Genomic DNA, 21,483 nt, shown 5'->3' on the forward strand with positions numbered 1-21,483 from the left:
TGCTGGGCGCTGCCAAGAGTCCGCTCATGGGCAGCCAATCGCTGGCGAACCTGTTCTTCCTGGCCGTAGGCCAGCAGGTCGGCCAATCCCTGCATCGATTCGACATAGCTGGCGCTCAGCCCGGCGCGCGCACGGACTAGCTGCTGGCCGGGGTCCCGGCTGAGGGTGTGAGAAATCCACGGCACGCCAACCCCACCCAGCAACAAGCCGCCCACCAGCACACCTGACAGTTGCAGACTCCACCCGCCCAGCAACCAGGACACGCCAAGCGTGACCAGGGCGGCCGCCAGAGGCGGTGCGATGATGCGCACGTAGAAATTCTCCAACACGTCGATATCGCCCACCGCGCGCTGCAGCAGGTCGCCGCTTTGATATTGCGTCAGACGGGCCGGCGCCAGGGGTTCGATGGACCGGTAGAAGCAGATTCGCAGCCGCGAAAGCAGGCGGAAGTTCACCGAATGCGAACTCAAGCGCTCGAGGTAGCGAAAAACACCGCGTGAAATACCAAAGAAACGCACGCCCACGATGGCAACCTGCAGATAAGCAATGGAAGGCTGCAGCGCGGCGTACGAGATCAGGTAGGCCGAAGTCCCCAGCAGGCCGATGCTGCTGGCAATCGTGGCCACCGATGCCAGAACCGAGAGGGCCACACCGCCCCGGAAAGGTCGCAAAAAGCCCAGCAGGCGGGTGAACGTCTTCATTCGCCCCCCTCACCGGCCCGCAGCAGACGCGCGTAAGCGCCGCCCTGCGCCAACAGATCGTCGTGCTGGCCCATCTCCACCAGATGACCGTCCTCGAGCACCAGAATATTATCGGCTTCGCGCACCGTCTGCAGGCGGTGGGCGATGACCAGCACGGTCCGATCGACGCACAGGCGGCGGGTCACGTCCGCCAGCGCCATTTCCTGCACGGGGTCGAGGTGCGCGGTCGGTTCGTCCAGGATCAGCAAGGGTGCGTCGCGCAGGAAAGCCCTGGCCAGCGCCAGCCGCTGAGCCTGCCCGCCGCTCAGGCCCACCCCGCCATCGCCGATCCGGGTGTCCCAGCCGGACGGCAAGGCGGCCACAACCTCGGCCAGCCCGGCCTGTTCGGCCGCCCGCTGGATCTCTTCCAGGCTGGCATCGTCTTTGGCTATGCGCAGATTGTCGACCAGGCTGCCCTGGAATAACACCGGCTGCTGCCCCACCCAGGCGATCTGCCGCCGCCAGTCTTCGATTGGAATATCCTGCATGCGCTGGTGCCCGGCGCGGATTTTACCGCCCGTGGGCTGGATGAACCCCAGCAGCAGGTGCGCCAGCGTGCTTTTTCCGGCCCCGCTGCGCCCCACCAGGGCTACCAGCTCACCCGGCTGGATGCAGAATGAAATATCCTTCAGAACGGCCTCTTCGCGGCCCGGATAATAATAAGTCACGCTTTCGAAGCAAACCGGCTGATCGATCCACGAACCCGTAAGCCTAGCACTGCGGTAGACGTTTCCGGATTGGCTGCGCGCATCCGTCTCCGGGGTATCCAGGATCTCGAAAATCCGTCGCGCAGCCGCCACGCCTGACATGCCGGCGTGAAAGCGCAGCCCCAGGGTCCGCAAGGGCAAATAGAATTCGGGTGCGACGATCAGGATGAACAGGGCCTGCTCGAATCCCAGGCGTCCGTACATCAGGCGCAGACCGATTTCCACAGCGACGATGGCGGTGCTCAACGTACCCACCAGTTCGAGCACCAACGCCGAGAGGAAGGTGGTTTGCAGCACGCCCATCGTCGCGCGCCGATAGCATTCGCTGACCTCGCTGATCCTGGCCGCGCGGTTGTGGCTCTGCCCCAGCGCTTTCAACGTCGTCAGACCCTGCAGCGTGTCGAGGAAGAACGCGCTCATGCGCTTGAGGGCCGTGAACTGGCGGGTCGTCAGCGCTTCAGAGAGCCGGCCGATCAGGATCATAAATATCGGGATGAGCGGCGCAGTCAGCAGCAGCACCGCCCCGGAGAGAAGATCGCGCGGAAATACGGCCACCAACACCGCCAGCGGGATCATAGCCGCCAGCACGAGCTGGGGTAGAAACTGGCTGAAATAGGCGTCCAGGCTCTCGACGCCCTGCAACGCCGAAGCGACCAGTTCGCCCGATTCCTGGCGTGCCTGATAGGCCGGCCCCAGGCGAATGAGTTTTTCGAGCAACAGTTCGCGCAGGCTGCCTTTTACGCGTACGGCCACCCCGTTGGCCGCCACCTCGCCGCCGAGGACGACCCCGGCGCGCAAGATGAAGACCGCCAGCAGCCAGCGCAGCAGTGGTATGACCTGCGCCAGGGATTGCTTCCCGATGAACACGCGCGCGATAACCGCACTCAGGCTGCTCGCCTGGGCGAGTACCAGCAGCCCGCCGGCCAGCCCGAAGATCACCGTCAGCAGCAGGGCCGTGTGGGCGATGCGCGCCTGGCGCAGCAAGCGGGGATCGATATTCATACGGATGATTGTGCCTGAAGCGCGTGCGCGTGTCAATGCATTTACCATACTAGTCCAATTGCGCATCCTGGGCGGTTCGAGAGGGTTTACTAAATAATCCTTTATTTTAAGAAGAAGTTCACCTGTAACGATTACACCCGCATCCTATCGAAAACTGAATGGACGTGGGAAAATCAGGTGCTTTTTGCGTCATCGAACCCCAACTCCAAGAAACGAGGTCCCCTTATGAATGACACGTTAGCACTTTCCCTGACCCGCCGCGCCGGGCTGCGCCTGACCGCGGTCACCAACGCTGCCCTGGTGCTGCTGGGCACGATGCTCGTCGCCTTGCTGGCGCAGGTGCGCATTCCGCTGCCCTTCACGCCGGTGCCGATTACCGGGCAGACCCTGGGCGTGCTGCTGGTGGCGGCGGCGCTGGGTTCGCGCCGCGGCGCGTCCAGCCTGGGCCTCTACCTGGCGGGCGGCCTGGCCGGGCTGCCCTTTTTCACCGGCGGTGGATCCGGCCTGGCGTACCTGACCGGCGCCACCGGCGGTTACCTGATCGGGTTCCTCGCCGCAGCCGCACTCGTCGGCGGACTGGCCGAACGGGGCTGGACGCGAAGTTGGGTTCGGACCGCCGCGCTCTTCAGCCTGGGCTCGCTGGTGATTTACGTTTTCGGCGCGGCGTACCTGGCCGTCTTCGTCGGCCTGCGCCAGGCGCTGATGGTCGGCGTGTGGCCTTTCCTGCCCGGCGACGCGATCAAGGCTGTGCTGGCGGCTGCCCTGCTACCGGCGGCCTGGAAACTGGCGCTGCGTTAATTTTCATTCCAAGATTAAGCACCGCCCGCGGCATTGATATTGCCGCGGGCGGTTCATATATATTTTCCCAATTCTTCGGCCACGCTCCAACTCAAAACTCCAACTCGAACAGCACGTCCTTCAACGCCGCCATGAAAACCTCATCCATCACGGCGCCGTCCACCTGATACGGCCCGCCAAAGACGCCGTCGCCGTAGGTCTGGCGCGCTTCCTCGGCGTTCAGGATCCCTTTGAACTGGGGCGGCTGCTTCTCACTCTCGGGCAGCTCGGTCACCCGCGTGAAGGGAAAATTTTCGATCCAGGCGGCGTGATAGGAGCGCAGCCCATGCTGCATGGCCACCTCGGTGACGCTGGTGGCGTTCCACCACTGGTACCAGGCAGCCTTCAAGCCCGGCAGCTCGTTGGCCAGCTCGGTCAGCCGGCTCTGGGCGGCGTGGTTGCCGCCGTGCCCGTTGAGCAGCAGCATGCGCCGGAAGCCGTAGCCGTACAGCGAGCGCACCATATCCTCGACAACGGCAATGAATGTGCTGGTGCGCAGGCTGATGGTGCCCGGATAACGCAGGAAATACGGCGAGACGCCAAAATTCAACGCCGGCGCGACCAAGACGCCGGTCTGCTGGCTGGCGGCGTCCGCCAGCGCCTGCGGGACCTTGCTGTCGGTGAGCAGGCTGAGATAGCCGTGCTGTTCGCAGGCGCCGATGATCAATAGGATGCGGTCATCGTGCTTCAGATAAGCTTCCACATCCATCCAGTTCATCTCTTCCAGACGCATTTCACCCTCCCGATTGATGATGAATACAGCGGCGGGAAATTCTCCGCCGCTGTATCTATTGTACAGTGATTTTTGAACCGGGCAACCGAAGGTCGGTCAGCCAACGATGTTGATCAACCGTCCGGGCACGTAGATGACCTTCTTGGGCTCGCGGCCGGCCAGGGCCTTCACGATGCTTTCGCTGGCCAGCGCCGCCGCTTTGGCATCCGCTTCGCTGATGTCCACCGGCACCTGGATGCGGTCGCGCACCTTGCCGTTCAACTGCACCACCAGTGTGACCTCGTCCTCAGCCGCCGCGGCTTCATCCACCTCGGGCCATTTCTGGGTGTGAATCGAGTAAGAATATCCCAGGCGCTGCCACAGCTCTTCGGTAATATGCGGGGCTACCGGCGCCAGCAGCTTCAGGTAGATGCCCTCGGCTTCCTTCCAGGCCGGCGTGCCGAAAGCGCCTTCCTGCTTGGCCTTGGTCATTTCGTTCATCAATTCCATCAGCGCCGAGATGATGGTGTTGAACTCGAACTGCTCGAAATCGCGGGTCACCGAGCGCACCGTCTGGTGCAGTTTGCGGCGCAGCGAGCGAATCAACGCCGGATCTGCCTGACCGCCTCCGGCCGGTTCCAGCAGGGTCGCCCAGATGCGTCGCATCCAGCGCGACGTGCCGTCGATGCCGCTGCTGCTCCACGGGGCTCCCATGTCCCAGCGCGCGAAGAACATCAAATAGGCGCGCACGGTATCCGCGCCGTAAGCCGCCACCAGTTCGTCCGGCGAAATCACATTGCCGCGGCTCTTGGACATTTTCTCGTAGTCTTCGCCCAGCACCATGCCCTGGTTGCGCAGTTGGGTCATGGGCTCGTTGCCCTTCATGATGCCCATGTCGCGCCCGGCCTTGTGGAAGAAGCGGGTGTAGATCAGGTGCATATTGGCATGTTCGATGCCGCCGGTATACGTATCCACCGGCATCCAGTAGTCGTATTCCTGCGGGTCGAAGGGACCCTGGTCGTAATGCGGGCTCAGATAGCGCAGGTGATACCAGGAAGAGCACATGAACGTGTCCATGGTATCGGTATCGCGTTCCGCATCGCCGCCGCACACCGGGCATTTGACGAAGCGCCAGGTGGGGTGCAGTTTCAGCGGGCTCTCGCCGGTCGGCTTCCATTCCACATCGTCCGGCAGCAGCACCGGCAGTTGGTCCACCGGGACAGGCACGATGCCGCACGTCGGGCAGTGGATCATCGGGATGGGCGCGCCCCAGTAGCGCTGGCGTGAAATCAACCAATCCCGCAGGCGGTAATTGGTGGCGCGTTTGCCGACGCCCTTCTCTTCCACGAAAGCGACCGCCTGATCGAAGGCTGCCTCGCCGTCCGTACCGGTCAGGATACCCGAATTGACCATGACGCCCGAAGCAGGCACCGCTTCGGGCAAATCTTCGACACGGATCGGTTCCATGTCCTTGGGCTGGATGACGACCTTGATTGGCAGCCCAAACTTGCGCGCGAATTCGAAGTCGCGCTGGTCATGCGCCGGAACGGCCATGATCGCGCCCGTTCCGTAGGTCACCAACACGTAGTCGGCGATCCAGATCGGGATGCGCTCGCAGTTGACCGGGTTGATGGCGTACCCGCCGGTGAATACGCCGGTCTTTTCCTTATCCGCGGCTTCACGCTGGATATCCGATTGGCGGCCGGCCTGCTGGATGTAATCCTCGACGGCTGCCTTTTGGGCCGGGCTGGTGATCTTGGCCACCAACGGATGTTCGGGGGCCAACACCATGAAGGTCACGCCCCACAGCGTGTCCGGCCGGGTGGTGAAGACCTGCAATGGATCGCCCTGCTCGGTCGTAAAGACGACGTGTGCGCCGGATGACTTGCCAATCCAGTTGGTCTGCAGCGTGCGTACGCGTTCCGGCCAATCGATGCCATCGTAACGCAGCAGTTCCTCGGCATATTTCGTGGTACGGAAGAACCACTGGTCCAGGTCTTTCTTGATGACGGGCGTGCCGCAGCGTTCGCAGTGCCGGTCTTCGCCCCACACCTGTTCGCGCGCCAGGGTGGTATTGCAGTTCGGGCACCAATCCACCGGCGACATCTTGTGATAAGCCAATCCGTGGTTATAGAGCTGGACGAAAAACCACTGCGTCCAGCGGTAATATTCCGGGTCTGCCGAAACCGCCTCGCGCCGCCAGTCGAACATCGATCCCATGCTCTTCAATTGCTTGCGCATGCGTTCGATGTTGCGGTAGGTCCACACCTTGGGATGGATGTTATGCTTGATGGCTGCATTCTCGGCAGGAAGCCCGAAGGCGTCAAACCCCATGGGGAAAAGCACATTGTAGCCGCGCATGCGCATGAAACGCGCCCGGGCGTCCGAGGGCGTCATCGCGTACCAGTGACCGATGTGCAGGTCGCCGGAAGGATACGGCAGCATTGTCAGGGCGTAGTGCTTGGGGCGGCTGTGATCCACATCCGAGTGATAGATACCGTCCGCTTCCCAGCGCGCCTGCCACTTGGGCTCGATTTCCGCCGGATTGTAAATGGGGTTTTCTTTCTTGGCCATTCTTTCTCCTTGCTCGATAGAATCCTCGAAAATAAAAACACCTTCATCCGATGAGGGACGAAGGCATTCTCCGTGGTACCACCCTGCTTGCCTGAGGATAACCTCAGACCGCTCTTAGCGCGTTATCGGGCGCACCCGTCTCCGGTTACTGTAATTCACCGGAACAGCCTGTCTTTTCGACATCAGGCGAGTTCAGCCTTTTTTGCGCTCCGCTGGCGCATCGCCGGGCTCACACCTCGCTCTCCCGACTCGCTGACGGATGGCCTACTACTCCTGAACTGGCTTTACATTTAGTCCATCTATTATACCAGAAAAGGTCCTGAAAGAACATCAGGCACTCTGGTTTCAATGAATTGATCCCGCAGTGCCTGACCTTCACATTCCTATTTCTGGAGTGGACCCAGGGGGATTCGAACCCCCGACCTTCTCAATGCCATTGAGACGCGCTCCCAACTGCGCTATGGGCCCAGATTGGCTTTCAGAACTATTTCACTACTTTACAGGGTCTATCGCCCCAGTGGACCTGAGGGGATTCGAACCCCTGGCCTCCTCAGTGCGATTGAGGCGCGCTCCCAGCTGCGCTACAGGCCCTTGCTCAAGAGTGACTAGATTTTACACGAGAGGGTCACGGCTGTCAAGGCGCACGGGAAAACTTGTTAGAGCAGGTCTTCAAGGAACCTATATAGTACATTCGGCCAACAAATGGAAAGTAGCATGATAATTTGTATAACACTTTTTACAAAAAACGTCATACAATTGAGTTAGTCTACCATCTCTGTTATACAAAAATGGCGCCTTCACTGAAAACAAAGGAAAGAATTATGGATCCATATATTCCGGATCGTCTGCCATTGGATACATCCAATTGGAATTGGGAATCCTTAGCCCTAAAAGTAAGCGCTGCCAGTGCCTCATTGGCTTATTACAACGGCATATTGCAATCGATGGTGAATCCGACAATTTTCCTTTCGCCATTGGAAACCAAGGAAGCCATTCTCTCTTCACATATTGAGGGAACCATCACAACACTGGATGAGGTTCTTAAATACGAAGCAGACATAAAACCGGATAATGAATCCAGGCAAATGGACATTATTGAGGTCTTGAATTATCGTCAGGCCACCCATTATGCGAAGGAATGGCTTCAGCGAGGACTTCCTTTTACGTTACCTTTTGTGAATTCAATTCAAAAGGAATTAATTTCAGGCGTAAGAGGTAAAGACAAAAATCCGGGTAAGGTGAGAAGAGAGCAAGTTTGGATTGGTCCAAAAAATTGCGAAATTGAAGCAGCAACTTATGTTCCGCCCGAACCACTGAGTCTACACCGGTACCTTGCTAATCTCTTTGAATTTATTGAATCAGATGCAATTGAACCATTGATTCAAACTGCAATTTTTCACGCCCAATTTGAAATTATTCATCCATATATGGATGGAAATGGACGCACCGGCAGAATTCTGATTCCACTCTTGCTTTGGCATAAAAACCGTTTAACCACCCCACTGTTTTATTTAAGCGAATATCTTGATGACAATCGAGATGAGTATGTGGAAAATTTACGATTTGTTTCTCAAAACAAAGACTGGCAACGATGGATCCGTTTCTTCCTGGAAGCCATTGATGTGCAAGCAAAGAGAAATGCCGAAAAAGCATCCCAGGTATTAGCTCTCTATGAGGAGATGAAAGATCGGGTGACAAGAATTTCAAACTCACCTTATGGCATAAAAGTCCTCGATACGTTGTTCCGGATGCCTATCTTTCGCAGTACCGATTTTGGTAAACTGGCCGAATTGAACGCGCAAACCATGCATCGAATGATCACCCGCTTCAAACAAGAAAAAATATTGTTCACCCTAAAAGAGCCCTCCGGTAGATCGCCAGAGATCTTGTTATTTACGAAATTGTATGATTTGATCAATTCATAGATCTTGTATAACACATTTCTACAAAAGTGTCACACAAACTATTTTGTCTCTCATCCGTGATACACAAGGATCGGAGAAACGTTTGAAATCATGACTCCCCATAGATACGGCATGACATCCTAGGATTCGTTCTTTGCTTCAGGGGGAAGTATTATAATCATCTTGATCTCCCACCAAAGCAAAGAATATGGAGTAAATCGATGAACCCCGACCGGCTTTCCCGCTTATTTGAATTGATGCAAAATAACGGCCTGGATGCCCTGGTGCTCAACCCCGGACCGACCCTGACCTATTTGACCGGTTTGCAATTTCACCTGATGGAACGGCCCACATTATTGGTTCTTGCTCCGCCGGCCGCACCCGTCATCGTGCTGCCCGAACTCGAAAAGGGCAAGCTGGCTCAGGCGCGTTTTGAGCTCAAGCCTTTCACATACGGCGATAATCCGGCCAAGTGGCCGGATGTGATTCGCGCCGCCTGCGCTGACAGCCGGTTGAGCGGGAAAAAGGTCGGGTTGGAACCGCTCCGCCTGCGTTTCATGGAACTGCAATACCTGATGGCGGCCGCCCCGCAGGCGCATTTCGTCTCCGGCGAGACCGCGTTGGACAACCTGCGCATTCAAAAGGATGCCCAGGAAGTGGAAGCCATGCGCAAGGCGGCCAAGATCGCCGAGCAGGGTTTCCTGTGGATGCTGGAAAAGGTCCGAATCGGCATGAGCGAACGCGAGGTTGCCGCCGAATTGTCCCTGGCCCTGCTGCGCGCCGGCTCGGAACCCGAACTGCCCTTCTCGCCGATCATCGCCAGCGGTCCCAACAGCGCCAATCCGCACGCCGTGCCATCTGAACGCAAACTGGCAGCCGGTGATCTGGTGGTCGTCGATTGGGGCGCGGCTTATGCAGGTTACTATTCCGATCTCACCCGTACGTTAGCCATCGGCGAGGTCGACCCCGAATTTCACCGCATTGCTGAAGTGGTCGCTGAGGCCAATGCCGCCGGGCGCGCGGCCGGCAGGCCCGGCACGACCGCCGGCGCAGTGGATCAGGCTGCCCGCGCGGTGATCACCGCCGCGGGATACGCTGAATACTTCACGCACCGCACCGGACACGGCCTGGGCATGGAAACCCACGAACAACCCTACATGTTTGGTGAAAACGCGCTTCGATTGGCCGAAGGCATGACCTACACGGTCGAACCCGGCATCTACCTGCCAGGACGCGGCGGCGTGCGCATCGAAGACGACATGGCAGTGACTGCGACTGGCGCCGAAACGCTCAGCAGCCTGCCGCGCGAACTGTATTCCGCCCGCTAGCCCCGCATGAACCGCAATCTGGCGCTGGTCGCAGCTTCCATGTTTACATGGGGCGCCGGTGAGGGTCTGTTTATCTATTTTCAGACTCTCTACCTGCAGGATTGGGGTGCCGATCCGTTGATGATCGGCACCATCCTGGGTGGCATGGGTATCGCCATGGCCATCTTTCAGCTTCCGGCAGGTTACCTGGCCGATAAGATCGGCCAGCGCCCGATCATGTGGGCTTCCTGGTTGCTGGGGACCGCCTCGGCCTGGTTGATGGCGCTGGCGAATTCCCTGCCGATGTTCGTCGCCGGGGTGCTTGTCTATGGTCTGACCTCGTTCGTTCTGGCGCCGATGAACAGCTACATCACCGCCATGCGCGGCAAATGGAGCCCCGGACGCGCGCTGACCTTCGTCTCAGCCGCCTACCACCTGGGCGCCATTCTCGGTCCCACCATCGGCGGAACGCTGGCCAACCAGTACGGCCTGAAGACCGTGTATATCATCGCGTCCATCGTGCTGGTCTTCTCCACGGCCATCATCCTGTTCATCGGGAAGCCGCCCAAGGAAATTCACCCTGAAAAAGAAGCCGACGCTCGTTTATATCGCAATGGCCGTTTCGTCACCCTGGCAGCATTGACCTTCATCACCGTTTTCGCGCTGTACCTGCCGCAATCACTGACCCCCAACTTTCTGCAAAATGAACGCCACCTCAGTCTGCAGCAGATCGGGCTGATCGGAACGGCGGGCAGCCTGGGCAATGCCATGATTCTATTGATTCTGGGCAGCCTCAGCGCACCGGCCGCCTTCCTGATCGGACAGCCTCTGGTCGGGTTGTTCGCCCTGTTGATGTGGCAGGGCACCAGCCTGCCCCTGTTTGCACTGGGATATTTCTTCATGTCCGGGTATCGACTTTGCCGTTCGATGGTCATGGCTCTCGCGCGCAGCCTGATCCACCCCTCCGAGACCGGCCTGGCTTACGGAATGTTGGAAACGGCCAACGCAGTTGCGGTGATCGTGGCCCCCCTGCTGGCCGGTGTGCTTTACCAACGCTCGCCGAGCCTGGTTTATCGGGTTTCCATGGTGGTCATTGGACTCGCTTTTGTCCTCAATATTGGCATTGTGCCTGCTCTGGTCCGGAAATCAGAAACTGTTTCACTTCAGGAGGAGATCTCATGAGCCTGGAAATCTTCGCCTTCGTATTGGGACCGATTTCGAATAACACCTATATCATCCGGGACAGCCAGACCGGCGAAGCCGCGATCATCGATCCGGCGCTGGGCAGCCAGAAAGTGCTCGCCGCGGTTCAGAAGCACGGCTGGAATCTGAGCCAGATCTGGATTACGCACGCGCATATCGATCATTTTACCGGCATAAACCAAATCTACGCAGCTTATACGCCGGCCTTACCGGTCGGCCTGCACGCTTTGGATTTACCCCTTTACCACAATGTCGATCTCAACGGCGCCAGAGCTTTTGGTTTCAACCTCGAGACTCCTCCCGAACCGACCATTTTCTTCGAACAGGGTCAAATCCTCAGCCTGGGCGATTCCCGATTGGAGGTGCGTTTCACCCCCGGCCATACACCCGGGCACGTCGTGTTCTATTCGCCGTCCGATGGGGTGGTCTTTTGCGGGGACGTGCTATTCCGCGGTTCGGTGGGGCGCACCGATCTGTTTGGCGGCAGCCATACTCAGCTCATGGCCTCCATCCGCGCCCGAATTCTCTCCCTGCCTGCCCAGACTCGCCTGTTGAGCGGTCACGGGGAAGAGACCACCGTGGGAGATGAAATCCGCGACAATCCATTCTTATAATTAAGTCGATTCTCACCTGAAAATTCTTCCGGACAGATTCCGGTTCGTGGAAAGAAAATCTCAAATCGAAACAAAAACAAGGAGATTGGATGGCCAATCAATCGAAGCGTGGTGTGTGGATAATCGCCATTATCGGGGTGGTGTTGATCACCGCCTGTATTTGTGTTGCCATCATCGGAGCGGGAGGATTGGCGTTATTTACCCTGAGGCACACCATCAATCCGCCCAGCGAGGCCACGCAGGTCGAAAGCATACCTCAAACAGACCAGCCCGAGCCGGATGCCAGCGCTGAACCAGACTCCGGCTCACCGGACCCCAACGAAATGTCCGTTTTTCCCACCGGGACCCCGGAACCCGGTGCGGAGGATACTTTGAATACGCTGCGCAATGCGGAGGTTCCATTTGCCGATCTGCGCCTGGAGGCCATGCAATTCAAAGGCATCCCCTCCATTCCGGAAACCGTTGCCTTCCCGGGTGAATTCAACCTGGGAGATGAAAGCACATTCTGGGTGCTCAACACCGATACGAACCGCTATTCCCAGGTTAAAACCGTCCTGGCGTATAAAAGCGCGCATTTGTATTTCTGGATCGAGAAAGGCCTGAAGTACGATTCTTCCGACCTTGAGAAATTGGGGGATGCATTCGAGAATAAGATATACCCGACCGACCGTGAATTCTTCGGCTCCGAATGGACGCCGGGTGTAGACGGCGACGAACATCTCTATATCATCTACGCCGGCAACATGGGAGAAAATCTGGCCGGCATGTTTTCATCGGCCGACTCGGTCAATCCGTTGGCCTACCCCTATTCGAATGGTCACGAGTCCTTCTTCCTCAACGCCGACACGACCGGATTGGATGAAAATTACACGTACGGCGTGCTGGCTCACGAATTTCAGCACATGATCCATTGGTATCGCGACCGCAACGAAGAAACCTGGTTGAGCGAAGGTTTTTCTGAACTGGCGGTCTACCTCAATGGTTATGACGTGGGCGGCTTTGATTCCGTATTTCTCAGCCAGCCTTCCACGCAGTTGAACAACTGGCCGGACAACAGCGATTCAGATGGGGCCAATTACGGGGCCGCATTTCTCTTCGTAAACTACTTTTTGGAACGGTTTGGCGAAGAGGCCACCCAGCGGGTGGTGGCCAGCCCGCTCAACGGGTTGGAATCCATCGACCAGGTGCTCGAGGATCTGAAAGCCACCTACCCGGACAGCGACCAGCCTTATCGAGCGGACGATTTGTTCGCGGATTGGGTCGTCGCCAACGCCGTAAACGATCCGACGCTCGATGACGGCCGCTTTGGGTATTCTCCATATCAATTGCCGTTCGAAGCGCGGTCGACGGATGAATTGCGCGATTGTCTGGGCGGATGGCAGGCCAACACCGTCAACCAGTATGGAACGAATTACATCGATCTGGCGTGCAGTGGCCAGCGGACCCTGGATTTCGAAGGAGCCAGTCAGGTCGATTTATTGCCCGAGGATCCGCATTCGGGTGACTACGCCTTCTGGTCCAACCAGGGCGATGAATCGCAAATGCTGCTCTCCCACTCCTTCGACCTTACCGGGGTAAGCGGGCCGGTTGAATTTGACTACTGGACCTGGTATGACATCGAAAGGGATTACGATTACCTTTACCTGCAGGCATCCGAGGATGGAACGAACTGGACGATCTTGACCCCGCCCACCTGCACGGATTCCAACCCCACCGGCGCGAATTATGGGTGCGGTTACAACGGTTCGAGCTCCGGTTGGATCGAAGAAAAAGTCGACCTCAGCGCATACGCCGGGAAGAAAATCTGGCTGCGCTTTGCCTATGTAACCGACGCAGCCGTCAACGGCGAAGGCATGCTGTTGGATGATGTCTCCATCCCGGCGATTGGGTATCACAGCGATTTCGAATCGGACAACGGCGGCTGGCAGGCGGAAGGCTTCGCGCGCATCCAGAACCGTCTCCCACAGTCCTTCCGCCTGGCGTTAATTCTTGAAGGCGACCAGACCAGCATCCAGACACTGACCTGGACACCCGGCGAGACCCTCAAAGTGCCCGTCGATTTCGATGCTTACGATCGAGTCACATTGGTGGTCAGCGGCACCACACGATTTACCCGCCAACCCGGCGCTTACCGCATCCAGGTCAATCCATAAGTATTTATCAAACAACCGCTGCCATTCTGCAGCGGTTGTTTGATTTAATCTCGATTTCAGCTCTAAGGATGGCGCAGACTTTCCAGTTCCACCTGCATTTCCTGACGGCGCGTTGCGGCTGCCTGGCGAACCTGGTCCTCGATATCCCGCACAAATGATGTGATCCGGTTTTGAGTATCGGCGCCGGAGGCTGGCGTCAACAGGAGCACCGAGACAGCTCCGACCACTCCCCCTATGAGAGCACCCAATAAGAAATTTCCAACTTTACGCATGGTTGCTGCTCCTTTCTGGCATTGATAACAGATTATACATTGCTTTTCGCCGGATATGGGCTGGCCAGCTTGATTCGCAAGAACAGCCAGGGGGCGCCCGCCGAAACCCAACCGCCCAGCGCGGCGTAACGAAGGAATCGCAGCGTGAAGCCCAACCCATCCGGCGACTGCGGCAGAAGCCGGCTCAAACCGGCGTACAGAACGATCAGAACGATCAGGCCGATCGAAAATCGCAAGCCGCGTTTCTCCCAGGCGCCGCCGGCATCGAAACGCCCGTAACGGCGGGTAAACCAGGCATATCCGCAGGTCAGACCCCACCAGGTTCCCGCCGCGGTAAAGATACCGTCCAATTTGAGCGGCTCGACGGTTTGCCCCTGGGTTTGCAGGCCGGCGTTGGTCACCCAGAGATCGGGCACCTGCCAGGCTCCCAGTGCCAGGCGCGCCACGACGGACAACAGAATGAGCATAAACGCCGCGACCGTCGCCCAAAGAATCTGGATTCCAACCGGCTTTTGCCCCAACCAGGCGGTAACAGGCTCATCGAGCAGGACGACCAGCCATAATAGAAGGCCGCCGATCAACCAGCCTGCCAGTACATCTGTAAGAAAGTGAACGCCGAGATACAAACGGGATAGACCAATCATGAGAATCAGGAAGACCGCGAGCCAGGTCATCCATTTCCGGCGCAAGGCGGCTGCCAGACGCCCCCAGAGCGCAACTGCGTTTTGAGCGTGCCCTGAAGGCAGGCCGAAGGAAGATTCGACGCTGATCGCTTTAACCTCAGGATTGATCCAGTACGGGCGCGGCGCATGGAAAACCAGTTTGAGCACATTATTCAAACCGTTGCTCAACATCAGGACGAACCCGAGCCGGAACCCCAATGCGGAATCCCAACACCAGTAGATTGCGGGCAGAAGCAGGATGGCGAATTCCTGTTGTCCCAGGAACGAAAAGGCCTTCATGGGGCCGGCCAACCAGCTGCCGAGGTTCTGAAAGAACAAATTTACCGAGGTGAGTGCGAACAACGGGGCCTCCATAAGAATTAGACTACTGGTTAGTTGACGAGCGATCAGGGTTTATTGTACACTCAAACCATGAACCGGACTGTTCAACGCTGGTGGGACTGGCCAGCGAGTCTATTGTTACTCATTGCGTTCTGGATAGCTTCATTAAGGTTGGATATTACCGATTGGACGGACGGTCTTAGTCGGGTGATCACAATTACCTTGATCGGAGTTCTCTTCGGATTCCTGTTAGGCCAGTGCCGGTTTTCGGGCCGTTTCGTATTCATATATAGCCTGATTCTTTCCATCATCCTCATCCCGTGGCAGCTTGGGTTGACCCTGAACGATAAAATTCCCTGGCTCGAACGCCTCAGCAGCCTTGGTGGGCGTTTGTGGATCACGCTCGACCAGTTCACCCACGGCGTGCCGGTCGAGGATTCTGTATTATTTTTGACCGCCATGTTGTTCGTGTTCTGGTTGGCCAGTCTGACAGCCTCTTATCATCTCGTTCGAAATGGCAGACCCTGGTTTGGGTTGGCTTTGATCGGCATTAGCGTGCTGATCATCGAATTCTACGATCCTCCCCGGGCAGTCCATGGTCTTTACAGCAGTCTCTTCGCCATCCTCGTTGTGTTGCTGGTTTCCCGCCTGTATTTTCTCAACCTGCGCAGGCGTTGGGAATCGAGCGGCATTCCTATGGATGCCGAGACCAGCTTCGATTGGATGCGCGCGGCGCTGATCAGTGGGGTGATCCTTGTCTTTCTGGCCTGGAACATCCCGAGCTGGATTCGCGCCCTTTCACCCAACACTCCCGAGCGAAGGGAATTTGTCCAATCCTGGCTGGTGGTTCGGGAAAAACTATCCAATGTCGTTGCCCCGTTGTCCGGGACCGCACCTACGGAAGGTGAATACTATCAAAATGACCTCATCATGGGGACTACTTTCACACCCAGTGATGAGGTGGTTTTTACGGTGACGTCGAGCGAACCACGGCCGGCCGGTTCCCGGTATTACTGGCGGGCTCGCGCCTACGATCGATACCAGAACGGCGAGTGGTTTTCAACCTACTCGGATCGTGAAGAAGTAACCCCGGTCGATGAAGTTCTTCCCATCCCGGATTGGAAGGAACGTTTTGATTCGACGTTTGCCATCACGTTGCAAACGCCGATCATTCGCAATCTCTTTACGCCTGGTTTACCGCTTTCGGTCAGCCGGCCTGCCCAGGCCCTGGGCAACCTGATTGCCCCGACCTTTCTGGATACATCCACCCTGCTGGCAGTGCCGCCGCTCCGGGCTGGCGAGATTTACCGGGTCAAGTCTTCCATCAGTTTGCCAATCAAGAACGATATCGAAACGAGCCAGGGCGATTATCCAGAAGCAATCCAGCGGGTCTATTTACAGTTGCCTTCGAATTTTCCGGAAGATATTCGCAACCTGGCTGAGGAAATCACCGCGGGATTGGACACGCCCTTCGATAAAACCGAAGCGATCACCAACTACCTCCGTCAAAACATCACCTATAAACCGGCGATCCAGGCCGCTCCCTATTATCTGGATCCAATCGAATTCATGCTATTCACCACCAAGGAAGGTTTTTGTTTCTATTACGCCTCGGCGGAAATTCTGATGCTGCGTTCCATAGGGATCCCGGCCCGGTTGGCGGTCGGTTTCGCCGAAGGGGAGATGAACGACCGCCGCAACAGTTTCACCGTCCGGCGTAAGGATGCCCATGCCTGGCCGGAGGTGTATTTCAACGACTTCGGTTGGGTCGAATTCGAACCCACGGTTATTCAATCGGCCCTGGTCCGGCGCGAATTATCCACCGGTCCGAATGCGTCTGGCGGTGTGAATTCAGGACCGTTGCAATCCATCGATGAAGGCAAAGAAAGATCTTCTACTGGTATCACGCCGGAAGATTTTTTGCAGGATCAGGCTTCACCACAAACCAATTTACCCGCCAATCGTAGTATCATTATCTGGCTCGCCCTTTTGCTCCTGCTTTTCCCAATCGGGTTGGGATTATTGCTGTGGCTGAGATTGCGATCGGGGAAACCAACAATTCCACCCCTGGCAGTGGTCGTCGAAGCCAACCTGATTCGATACGGGTTTAGCGCTCCGGGCTGGATTCACGAACGAGCTCGTTTAGCACACCTTACTCCTCTGGAGCAAGCCTTCAATGCCGTACCGAAGGCCCTGCGTTTACTGGGAAAACCGGCCAACCCTTCTCTGACACCCGCGGAACAGGTCAGCCGGCTGGTCGAAACATTGCCCAAAGGCCAGATCCCGGCGTTGACGTTGTTGGAAGAGCTGCACCGCGGGATGTACAGCCCGCTTCCGGCAAACATGGAGCTGGCGCAGAAATCCAGCCGCCAGATCATGCGTCTGGCCCGGCGGACCTGGCTGCAAAAAATCATCCGACTGGAAAAATTCCGAGGACATCCATCCGGTTTCTAAGAGGCTGCTTTGACAGAACACACTATTCAAATCAACGACGCACCCATCGCTCAAACCTTATCGGCCGTTGAACTCCTTGCCAGGCAGATTGCGGATTATTTTAAGCAAAAGCGCCCCGCGTCCATTCCCAATCAGGTTTATGAAGCCATCAGCCAGCTTCAGACTCAGATTGCCATTTTAAATCAAAGGGTCAGCCATCTCGCGCAGGAAAAACGCCAGTTAAGCGCGTTGACGGAAGTAAGCCAGGTCGTAAATTCCTCGCTGGAACTGGATGATGTACTGCAGGTCGTCATGGATACCATCATTCGATTGACCCAGGCGGAACGCGGTTTCTTGATGTTGCGCGACGAATACGGCAATATGGTCACACGCATCGCCCGCAATTGGGAGCACGAAAGCGTCGACGCCACCGAAAAGGCCTTCAGCCGGACCGTGGTCAACCAGGTGATCGATAACGGCGCTCCTGTATTGACCACGAATGCTCAACAGGACCCGCGTTTCAGCAGCCAGGAGAGCATCATCTCGCTCAACCTGCGCTCGATTCTATGCGTCCCCCTGCGCGTCAAGTCGGTGGTCACCGGCGTCATCTATGCCGACAACCGCATTCACAGCGGCCTTTTCTCGACTCATGACCTCGACCTGCTGGCGGCGTTTGCCAATGAGGCCGCGGTGGCGATCGAAAATGCGCGTTTGTTTGCTTCAGTGCGCGAAACGCTGGATAAAGTCACTGAACTCAAGAATTTAATGAACAACGTGTTCGATTCAATTGCCAGCGGCGTCATCACGGCCGACATGGAGGAGAAGATCCTGCTTTGCAACCGCGCCGCGGAGCGAATTTTAGGCCTCACTTCACTCCAAATGGTCGGCCAGCCGTTGCAGAGCAGCCTAATGCCCCTATCGGCGCTCTTGGAACCCGAATTGGAAAAAATCCGTTCCAACCAGCAGCCCATTCAGGGTCTCGAAGCCCGCCCGACCCTGCCGGAACGCGGTCAGGTGGACTTGCGCCTGAGTCTTTCACCCCTCAATGGGGTTCAGCACCAAAGCCCGGGATTCGCCATCGTCTTCGAGGACGAAACCGAAAAGAAACGCCTTGAAGCCCAACGCCGGCTTTTCGAACGCATGGTCTCACCGGCGGTAATTCAACAGTTGAATCCCGAAAAACTTGCCCTGGGCGGCAAACGCCAGCAAATCAGCGTATTGTTTGCCGATATTCGCGGCTTCACTTCATTCAGTGAAACCCTCCAGCCGGAACAACTGGTGAGCGTACTCAACCGGTACCTGGCGGCTGCCGCGGATGCTGTGTTGCGTGAAGAGGGCACGGTCGACAAATTCCTGGGCGACGCGGTCATGGCCTGGTTCAATGCCCCTATCCCCCAACCGGATCATTCTTTGCGCGCCGTGCGGGCAGCCTTGAGCATTCGCAGCGCGATCATCGCCCTGCACGCAGAACTGCCGCCCTCCAGCCAGCTCTCCTTTGGGGTCGGCATACACCGCGGGGATGCGGTTTTGGGTCTGGTGGGAAGCGAGCGCCGCCTGGATTACACCGCCATCGGCGACAGCGTAAACACCGCCCGCCGCATTCAGGAAAACGCTCTGGCGGGCCAGATCTTGATTACCCAGGATGTCTACGCCGAGGTTGCCGACGCCGTTTACGCCAAAGAGGCAACGCCCATCCTGGCCAAGGGCAAACGCGAACCCATCCAGGTGTATGAAGTCATCGGCCTGCGTTAGGCCTTTTCTCGGGATCCGTCACCCAGATCCATTGCAAAAGCTGCAAGACCTGCCTGAAGCCGTTGCGAAGGGGCTCGGTTAGAATATACTCTTCCTGGGTATGCGCCTTGGCGCCCTGCGTCAGCCCAATGCAGATCGCCGGCAAACCGCGGCTGAGGGGGATGTTGGCATCCGTCGAGCCAACCTCCAATTTAGGCACCACCCCCAGATCTTCGATTACACATCGAGCGATCTCCACCAGGGGATGTTTCGTGGAAATTTCACCCGCGTCGCGTTTCCCAATCGATTCGACGCGCACCTGCACATTGGTTTGTTGAAAATTACCTGCCAAAGTGATCACCTGGGTTTCAATGAAACCCAGCGTCTGGCTGCTCACCGATCGTAGGTCGAGATCGATGGAAGCGTGGCTGGCGATCGAATTGACGGTCGTCCCGCCGCTGATCACGCCGATATTCAGGCTGGTGCGCGGCGATGACGGCAACGATAAATCGGCCAGACGCGCGACAAGCCGTCCCATTTCGTGGATCGCCGACGGCTGCCCATAATTACTCCACGAATGCCCACCGGGAGTATCGATCTGGATTCGATACCGGCTGACGCCCAATCCACGCGTATAGATATTGCCCAGACCCATTCCCTCAAGAATGAGGTATGCCAGCGGCCGGTCTCCAAATTCGTCCACCAGGGCGCGCATGCCCCGCAAATTTCCAAGCCCCTCTTCACAAACATTGGCCGCCAGCCAGACATCGCCGGTCAGGGTTCGTCCGGCTTTCTTGAGCCAGTTCACAGTCGAAATCAGCGCGGCCAATGAGAGGGAATTATCCCCAATTCCCGGACCGACGATCCAATCTTCCATCCGTTTCAGGGGCAATTCAGGCTGGCGCGCAAAGACGGTATCCAGATGCGCGCTGAGGACGACCGGTTTGCGGCCCGGGTTTTCCCCGGGAAGGCGTGCCAACGCATTGCCGGCAGCGTCCAGGTGAACCTCGCTCAGACCAAGCCGCCTAAACTGTTCCAACATGAACGCGGCGCGTTCGCCTTCGTCGAAAGTAGGGGATTGAACCTGCTGGATTTGGCAGGCCAGGTCCAGCAAGGCGGTGAGTTCTTTGTTGGAAACGGTTGTATCCGGGATTGGGCCTGTGAATTTGTATCCTCCCGGTTGGATTTGAGAATTCGACTCGAGAAAACGCACGCATCGTTCCAGGGCCTGCCAGCGAACCGATTCCATCATCTTCTCCGCACCATGCTCCGTAAAGATTCCAACCGCGCCTGGGGCAAACCGGGCATCGTTCCCAGGGCATATAGCGGGCCGCTGCCTTCCATGACCAGTGAAGCCGAAACGCCTCCGCGCAGCGCCGCTTCGAGCGGATCATAGGTCTCGCGCAGGGTCGCCAAAAAGCCGCCACAAAAGGCGTCTCCCGCGCCGGTTGGATCGATCATTCGCGCCGGATAGGCCGGGACGATCCAGCCGGCGTGGCCGTTCGAATCGTACAGATATTGGCCGCGCGCGCCCCGTTTGACCACCACGAACTCACAGCCGTAGCTGGCGATGGTTTCGGCCATCTCCCATGGGTCCGTGCTGCGCCCTTGAAACAGGGATGCCAGTTTTGTTTCGGAACAGATAAAAGCCGAAAGCCCCTTGACCAGGGCGGGAATATCATCCCAGTAAATCGGATTCATATACCCTGCGCCGGGATCCAGTGTAATGGTCGTGATCTGGCCGTGCCGCAGCGCAGGCGGAATCAGGTTGTGGGATATGAAATCCATCGGGCACAGGTGCGCAGCCGTGGCGTCCAGAAAATCCTGCAAAATATCCGTCATCCGCAGGCTCAGCTTTCCGGGTTGGGTGCGGCTATCGAGCGGATTGGTCGGGTTGGTATAACCCAACAATGACTTGGGGAAGGGTTCGCCCAGACGGGCGAAATGGGAAACCGGATTATCGCGCTGGCAGGTACTCTCATCCAGATAGGCGTAGAAAGCGCGCACGTCCACTGCTTCGGGCAAGACACGTACCCCGCGATGATCCAGTTTATACGGGTCGAACAGAGAAAGCCAATCCTGCGGGTAATCCTCTCCCACGCGCCCAACCAATCCACAGCTATCCCCCCACAAGGCCAATCCGGCGGCAGCGTAATACAGGCTGCCGCCCGGGATGTCGATCTGGGGTTTTCCTTCCAGAGGCAGAATGGTGTCGCGGGTAAGCTGACCAAACAACAGGTAACGTAAGAGGGGAACGCTTTCCATAAAAACAGGATCTCCAAGAATAGAT

15 protein-coding genes, 2 tRNA genes and 1 pseudogene are annotated in these 21,483 nt (G+C 57.4%); 8 read left to right on the top strand and 10 right to left on the bottom strand.

The features are described from left to right. A pseudogene (locus tag LARV_RS20420) lies at positions 1 to 701 on the bottom strand (thiol reductant ABC exporter subunit CydC); the annotation flags it as partial. Continuing rightward, positions 698 to 2,449: a thiol reductant ABC exporter subunit CydD gene (gene cydD / locus LARV_RS15065; RefSeq protein WP_075075262.1), complete on the bottom strand. Its 1,752-nt coding sequence runs from the start codon at positions 2,447 to 2,449 to the stop codon at positions 698 to 700. The pseudogene LARV_RS20420 and the gene cydD, both read right to left, overlap by 4 nt. A 225-nt stretch (positions 2,450 to 2,674) precedes the next feature. Here cydD and LARV_RS15070 point away from each other — a divergent pair, with 225 nt between their 5' ends. Beyond that, positions 2,675 to 3,247, top strand: a complete 573-nt coding sequence (locus LARV_RS15070) for a biotin transporter BioY (protein WP_075074406.1) — start codon at positions 2,675 to 2,677, stop codon at positions 3,245 to 3,247. Positions 3,248 to 3,338: 91 nt separating this feature from the next. On the opposite strand, the gene LARV_RS15075 is transcribed toward LARV_RS15070, so the two are convergent. The 4 genes from LARV_RS15075 to LARV_RS15090 all read right to left on the bottom strand — a co-directional run bounded on the left by LARV_RS15075 (position 3,339) and on the right by LARV_RS15090 (position 7,163). Continuing rightward, positions 3,339 to 4,019 (bottom strand): creatininase family protein, encoded by a 681-nt coding sequence (locus LARV_RS15075; RefSeq protein WP_075074407.1) that lies wholly within the window; start codon positions 4,017 to 4,019, stop codon positions 3,339 to 3,341. A gap of 96 nt (positions 4,020 to 4,115) precedes the next feature. Continuing rightward, the gene (leuS, locus tag LARV_RS15080) at positions 4,116 to 6,572 is read right to left on the bottom strand and encodes a leucine--tRNA ligase (RefSeq protein ID WP_075074408.1); all 2,457 of its coding nucleotides are present in this window, start codon (positions 6,570 to 6,572) and stop codon (positions 4,116 to 4,118) included. Positions 6,573 to 6,967: 395 nt separating this feature from the next. Next, positions 6,968 to 7,040: transfer RNA gene (locus LARV_RS15085), tRNA-Ala, on the bottom strand. Positions 7,041 to 7,090: 50 nt separating this feature from the next. After that, positions 7,091 to 7,163 (bottom strand) — tRNA-Ala (locus LARV_RS15090). Positions 7,164 to 7,393: 230 nt separating this feature from the next. On the opposite strand from LARV_RS15090, the gene LARV_RS15095 reads away from it, so the two are divergent. The 5 genes from LARV_RS15095 to LARV_RS15115 all read left to right on the top strand — a co-directional run bounded on the left by LARV_RS15095 (position 7,394) and on the right by LARV_RS15115 (position 13,753). Next, the gene (locus tag LARV_RS15095; RefSeq protein WP_075074409.1) at positions 7,394 to 8,497 is read left to right on the top strand and encodes a Fic family protein; all 1,104 of its coding nucleotides are present in this window, start codon (positions 7,394 to 7,396) and stop codon (positions 8,495 to 8,497) included. 200 nt (positions 8,498 to 8,697) lie between these two features. Next, entirely contained in the window at positions 8,698 to 9,804 is a 1,107-nt protein-coding gene (locus LARV_RS15100; protein WP_075074410.1) for a M24 family metallopeptidase, read from the top strand. 6 nt (positions 9,805 to 9,810) lie between these two features. Then, the gene (locus LARV_RS15105; protein WP_075074411.1) at positions 9,811 to 10,965 is read left to right on the top strand and encodes an MFS transporter; all 1,155 of its coding nucleotides are present in this window, start codon (positions 9,811 to 9,813) and stop codon (positions 10,963 to 10,965) included. Continuing rightward, the gene (locus LARV_RS15110) at positions 10,962 to 11,600 is read left to right on the top strand and encodes an MBL fold metallo-hydrolase (RefSeq protein WP_075074412.1); all 639 of its coding nucleotides are present in this window, start codon (positions 10,962 to 10,964) and stop codon (positions 11,598 to 11,600) included. The genes LARV_RS15105 and LARV_RS15110 overlap by 4 nt, the downstream gene beginning before the upstream one ends. An 89-nt stretch (positions 11,601 to 11,689) precedes the next feature. After that, positions 11,690 to 13,753 (top strand): choice-of-anchor J domain-containing protein, encoded by a 2,064-nt coding sequence (locus LARV_RS15115; protein WP_075074413.1) that lies wholly within the window; start codon positions 11,690 to 11,692, stop codon positions 13,751 to 13,753. A 62-nt stretch (positions 13,754 to 13,815) separates the two neighbouring features. On the opposite strand, the gene LARV_RS15120 is transcribed toward LARV_RS15115, so the two are convergent. Together LARV_RS15120 and LARV_RS15125 are read right to left on the bottom strand one after the other, a co-directional pair. Next, positions 13,816 to 14,025, bottom strand: a complete 210-nt coding sequence (locus tag LARV_RS15120) for a YtxH domain-containing protein (protein WP_075074414.1) — start codon at positions 14,023 to 14,025, stop codon at positions 13,816 to 13,818. Positions 14,026 to 14,057: 32 nt separating this feature from the next. After that, on the bottom strand, positions 14,058 to 15,050 hold the full coding sequence (locus LARV_RS15125) for a phosphatase PAP2 family protein (protein ID WP_172797892.1): 993 nt from the start codon (positions 15,048 to 15,050) through the stop codon (positions 14,058 to 14,060). Positions 15,051 to 15,236: 186 nt separating this feature from the next. On the opposite strand from LARV_RS15125, the gene LARV_RS15130 reads away from it, so the two are divergent. Beyond that, the gene (locus tag LARV_RS15130; RefSeq protein WP_075074416.1) at positions 15,237 to 17,483 is read left to right on the top strand and encodes a transglutaminase family protein; all 2,247 of its coding nucleotides are present in this window, start codon (positions 15,237 to 15,239) and stop codon (positions 17,481 to 17,483) included. Positions 17,484 to 17,492: 9 nt separating this feature from the next. Further along, the gene (locus LARV_RS15135; protein ID WP_075074417.1) at positions 17,493 to 19,214 is read left to right on the top strand and encodes an adenylate/guanylate cyclase domain-containing protein; all 1,722 of its coding nucleotides are present in this window, start codon (positions 17,493 to 17,495) and stop codon (positions 19,212 to 19,214) included. Here the strand turns inward: LARV_RS15135 and LARV_RS15140 are convergent. Both LARV_RS15140 and LARV_RS15145 read right to left on the bottom strand, forming a co-directional pair. Next, positions 19,198 to 20,442 carry a M20/M25/M40 family metallo-hydrolase gene (locus tag LARV_RS15140; protein ID WP_172797893.1) on the bottom strand — a complete coding sequence of 415 codons (1,245 nt, stop codon included), beginning with the start codon at positions 20,440 to 20,442 and terminating at the stop codon, positions 19,198 to 19,200. The two genes, LARV_RS15135 and LARV_RS15140, sit on opposite strands and share 17 nt — an antisense overlap. Continuing rightward, the gene (locus LARV_RS15145; protein ID WP_075074418.1) at positions 20,442 to 21,458 is read right to left on the bottom strand and encodes a carbohydrate kinase family protein; all 1,017 of its coding nucleotides are present in this window, start codon (positions 21,456 to 21,458) and stop codon (positions 20,442 to 20,444) included. Before LARV_RS15145 ends, LARV_RS15140 begins: the two co-directional genes overlap by 1 nt. Between the last annotated feature and the right edge of the window lie 25 nt (positions 21,459 to 21,483).

It is taken from the genome of Longilinea arvoryzae (assembly GCF_001050235.1).
Taxonomy (GTDB): Bacteria; Chloroflexota; Anaerolineae; order Anaerolineales; family Anaerolineaceae; genus Longilinea; species Longilinea arvoryzae.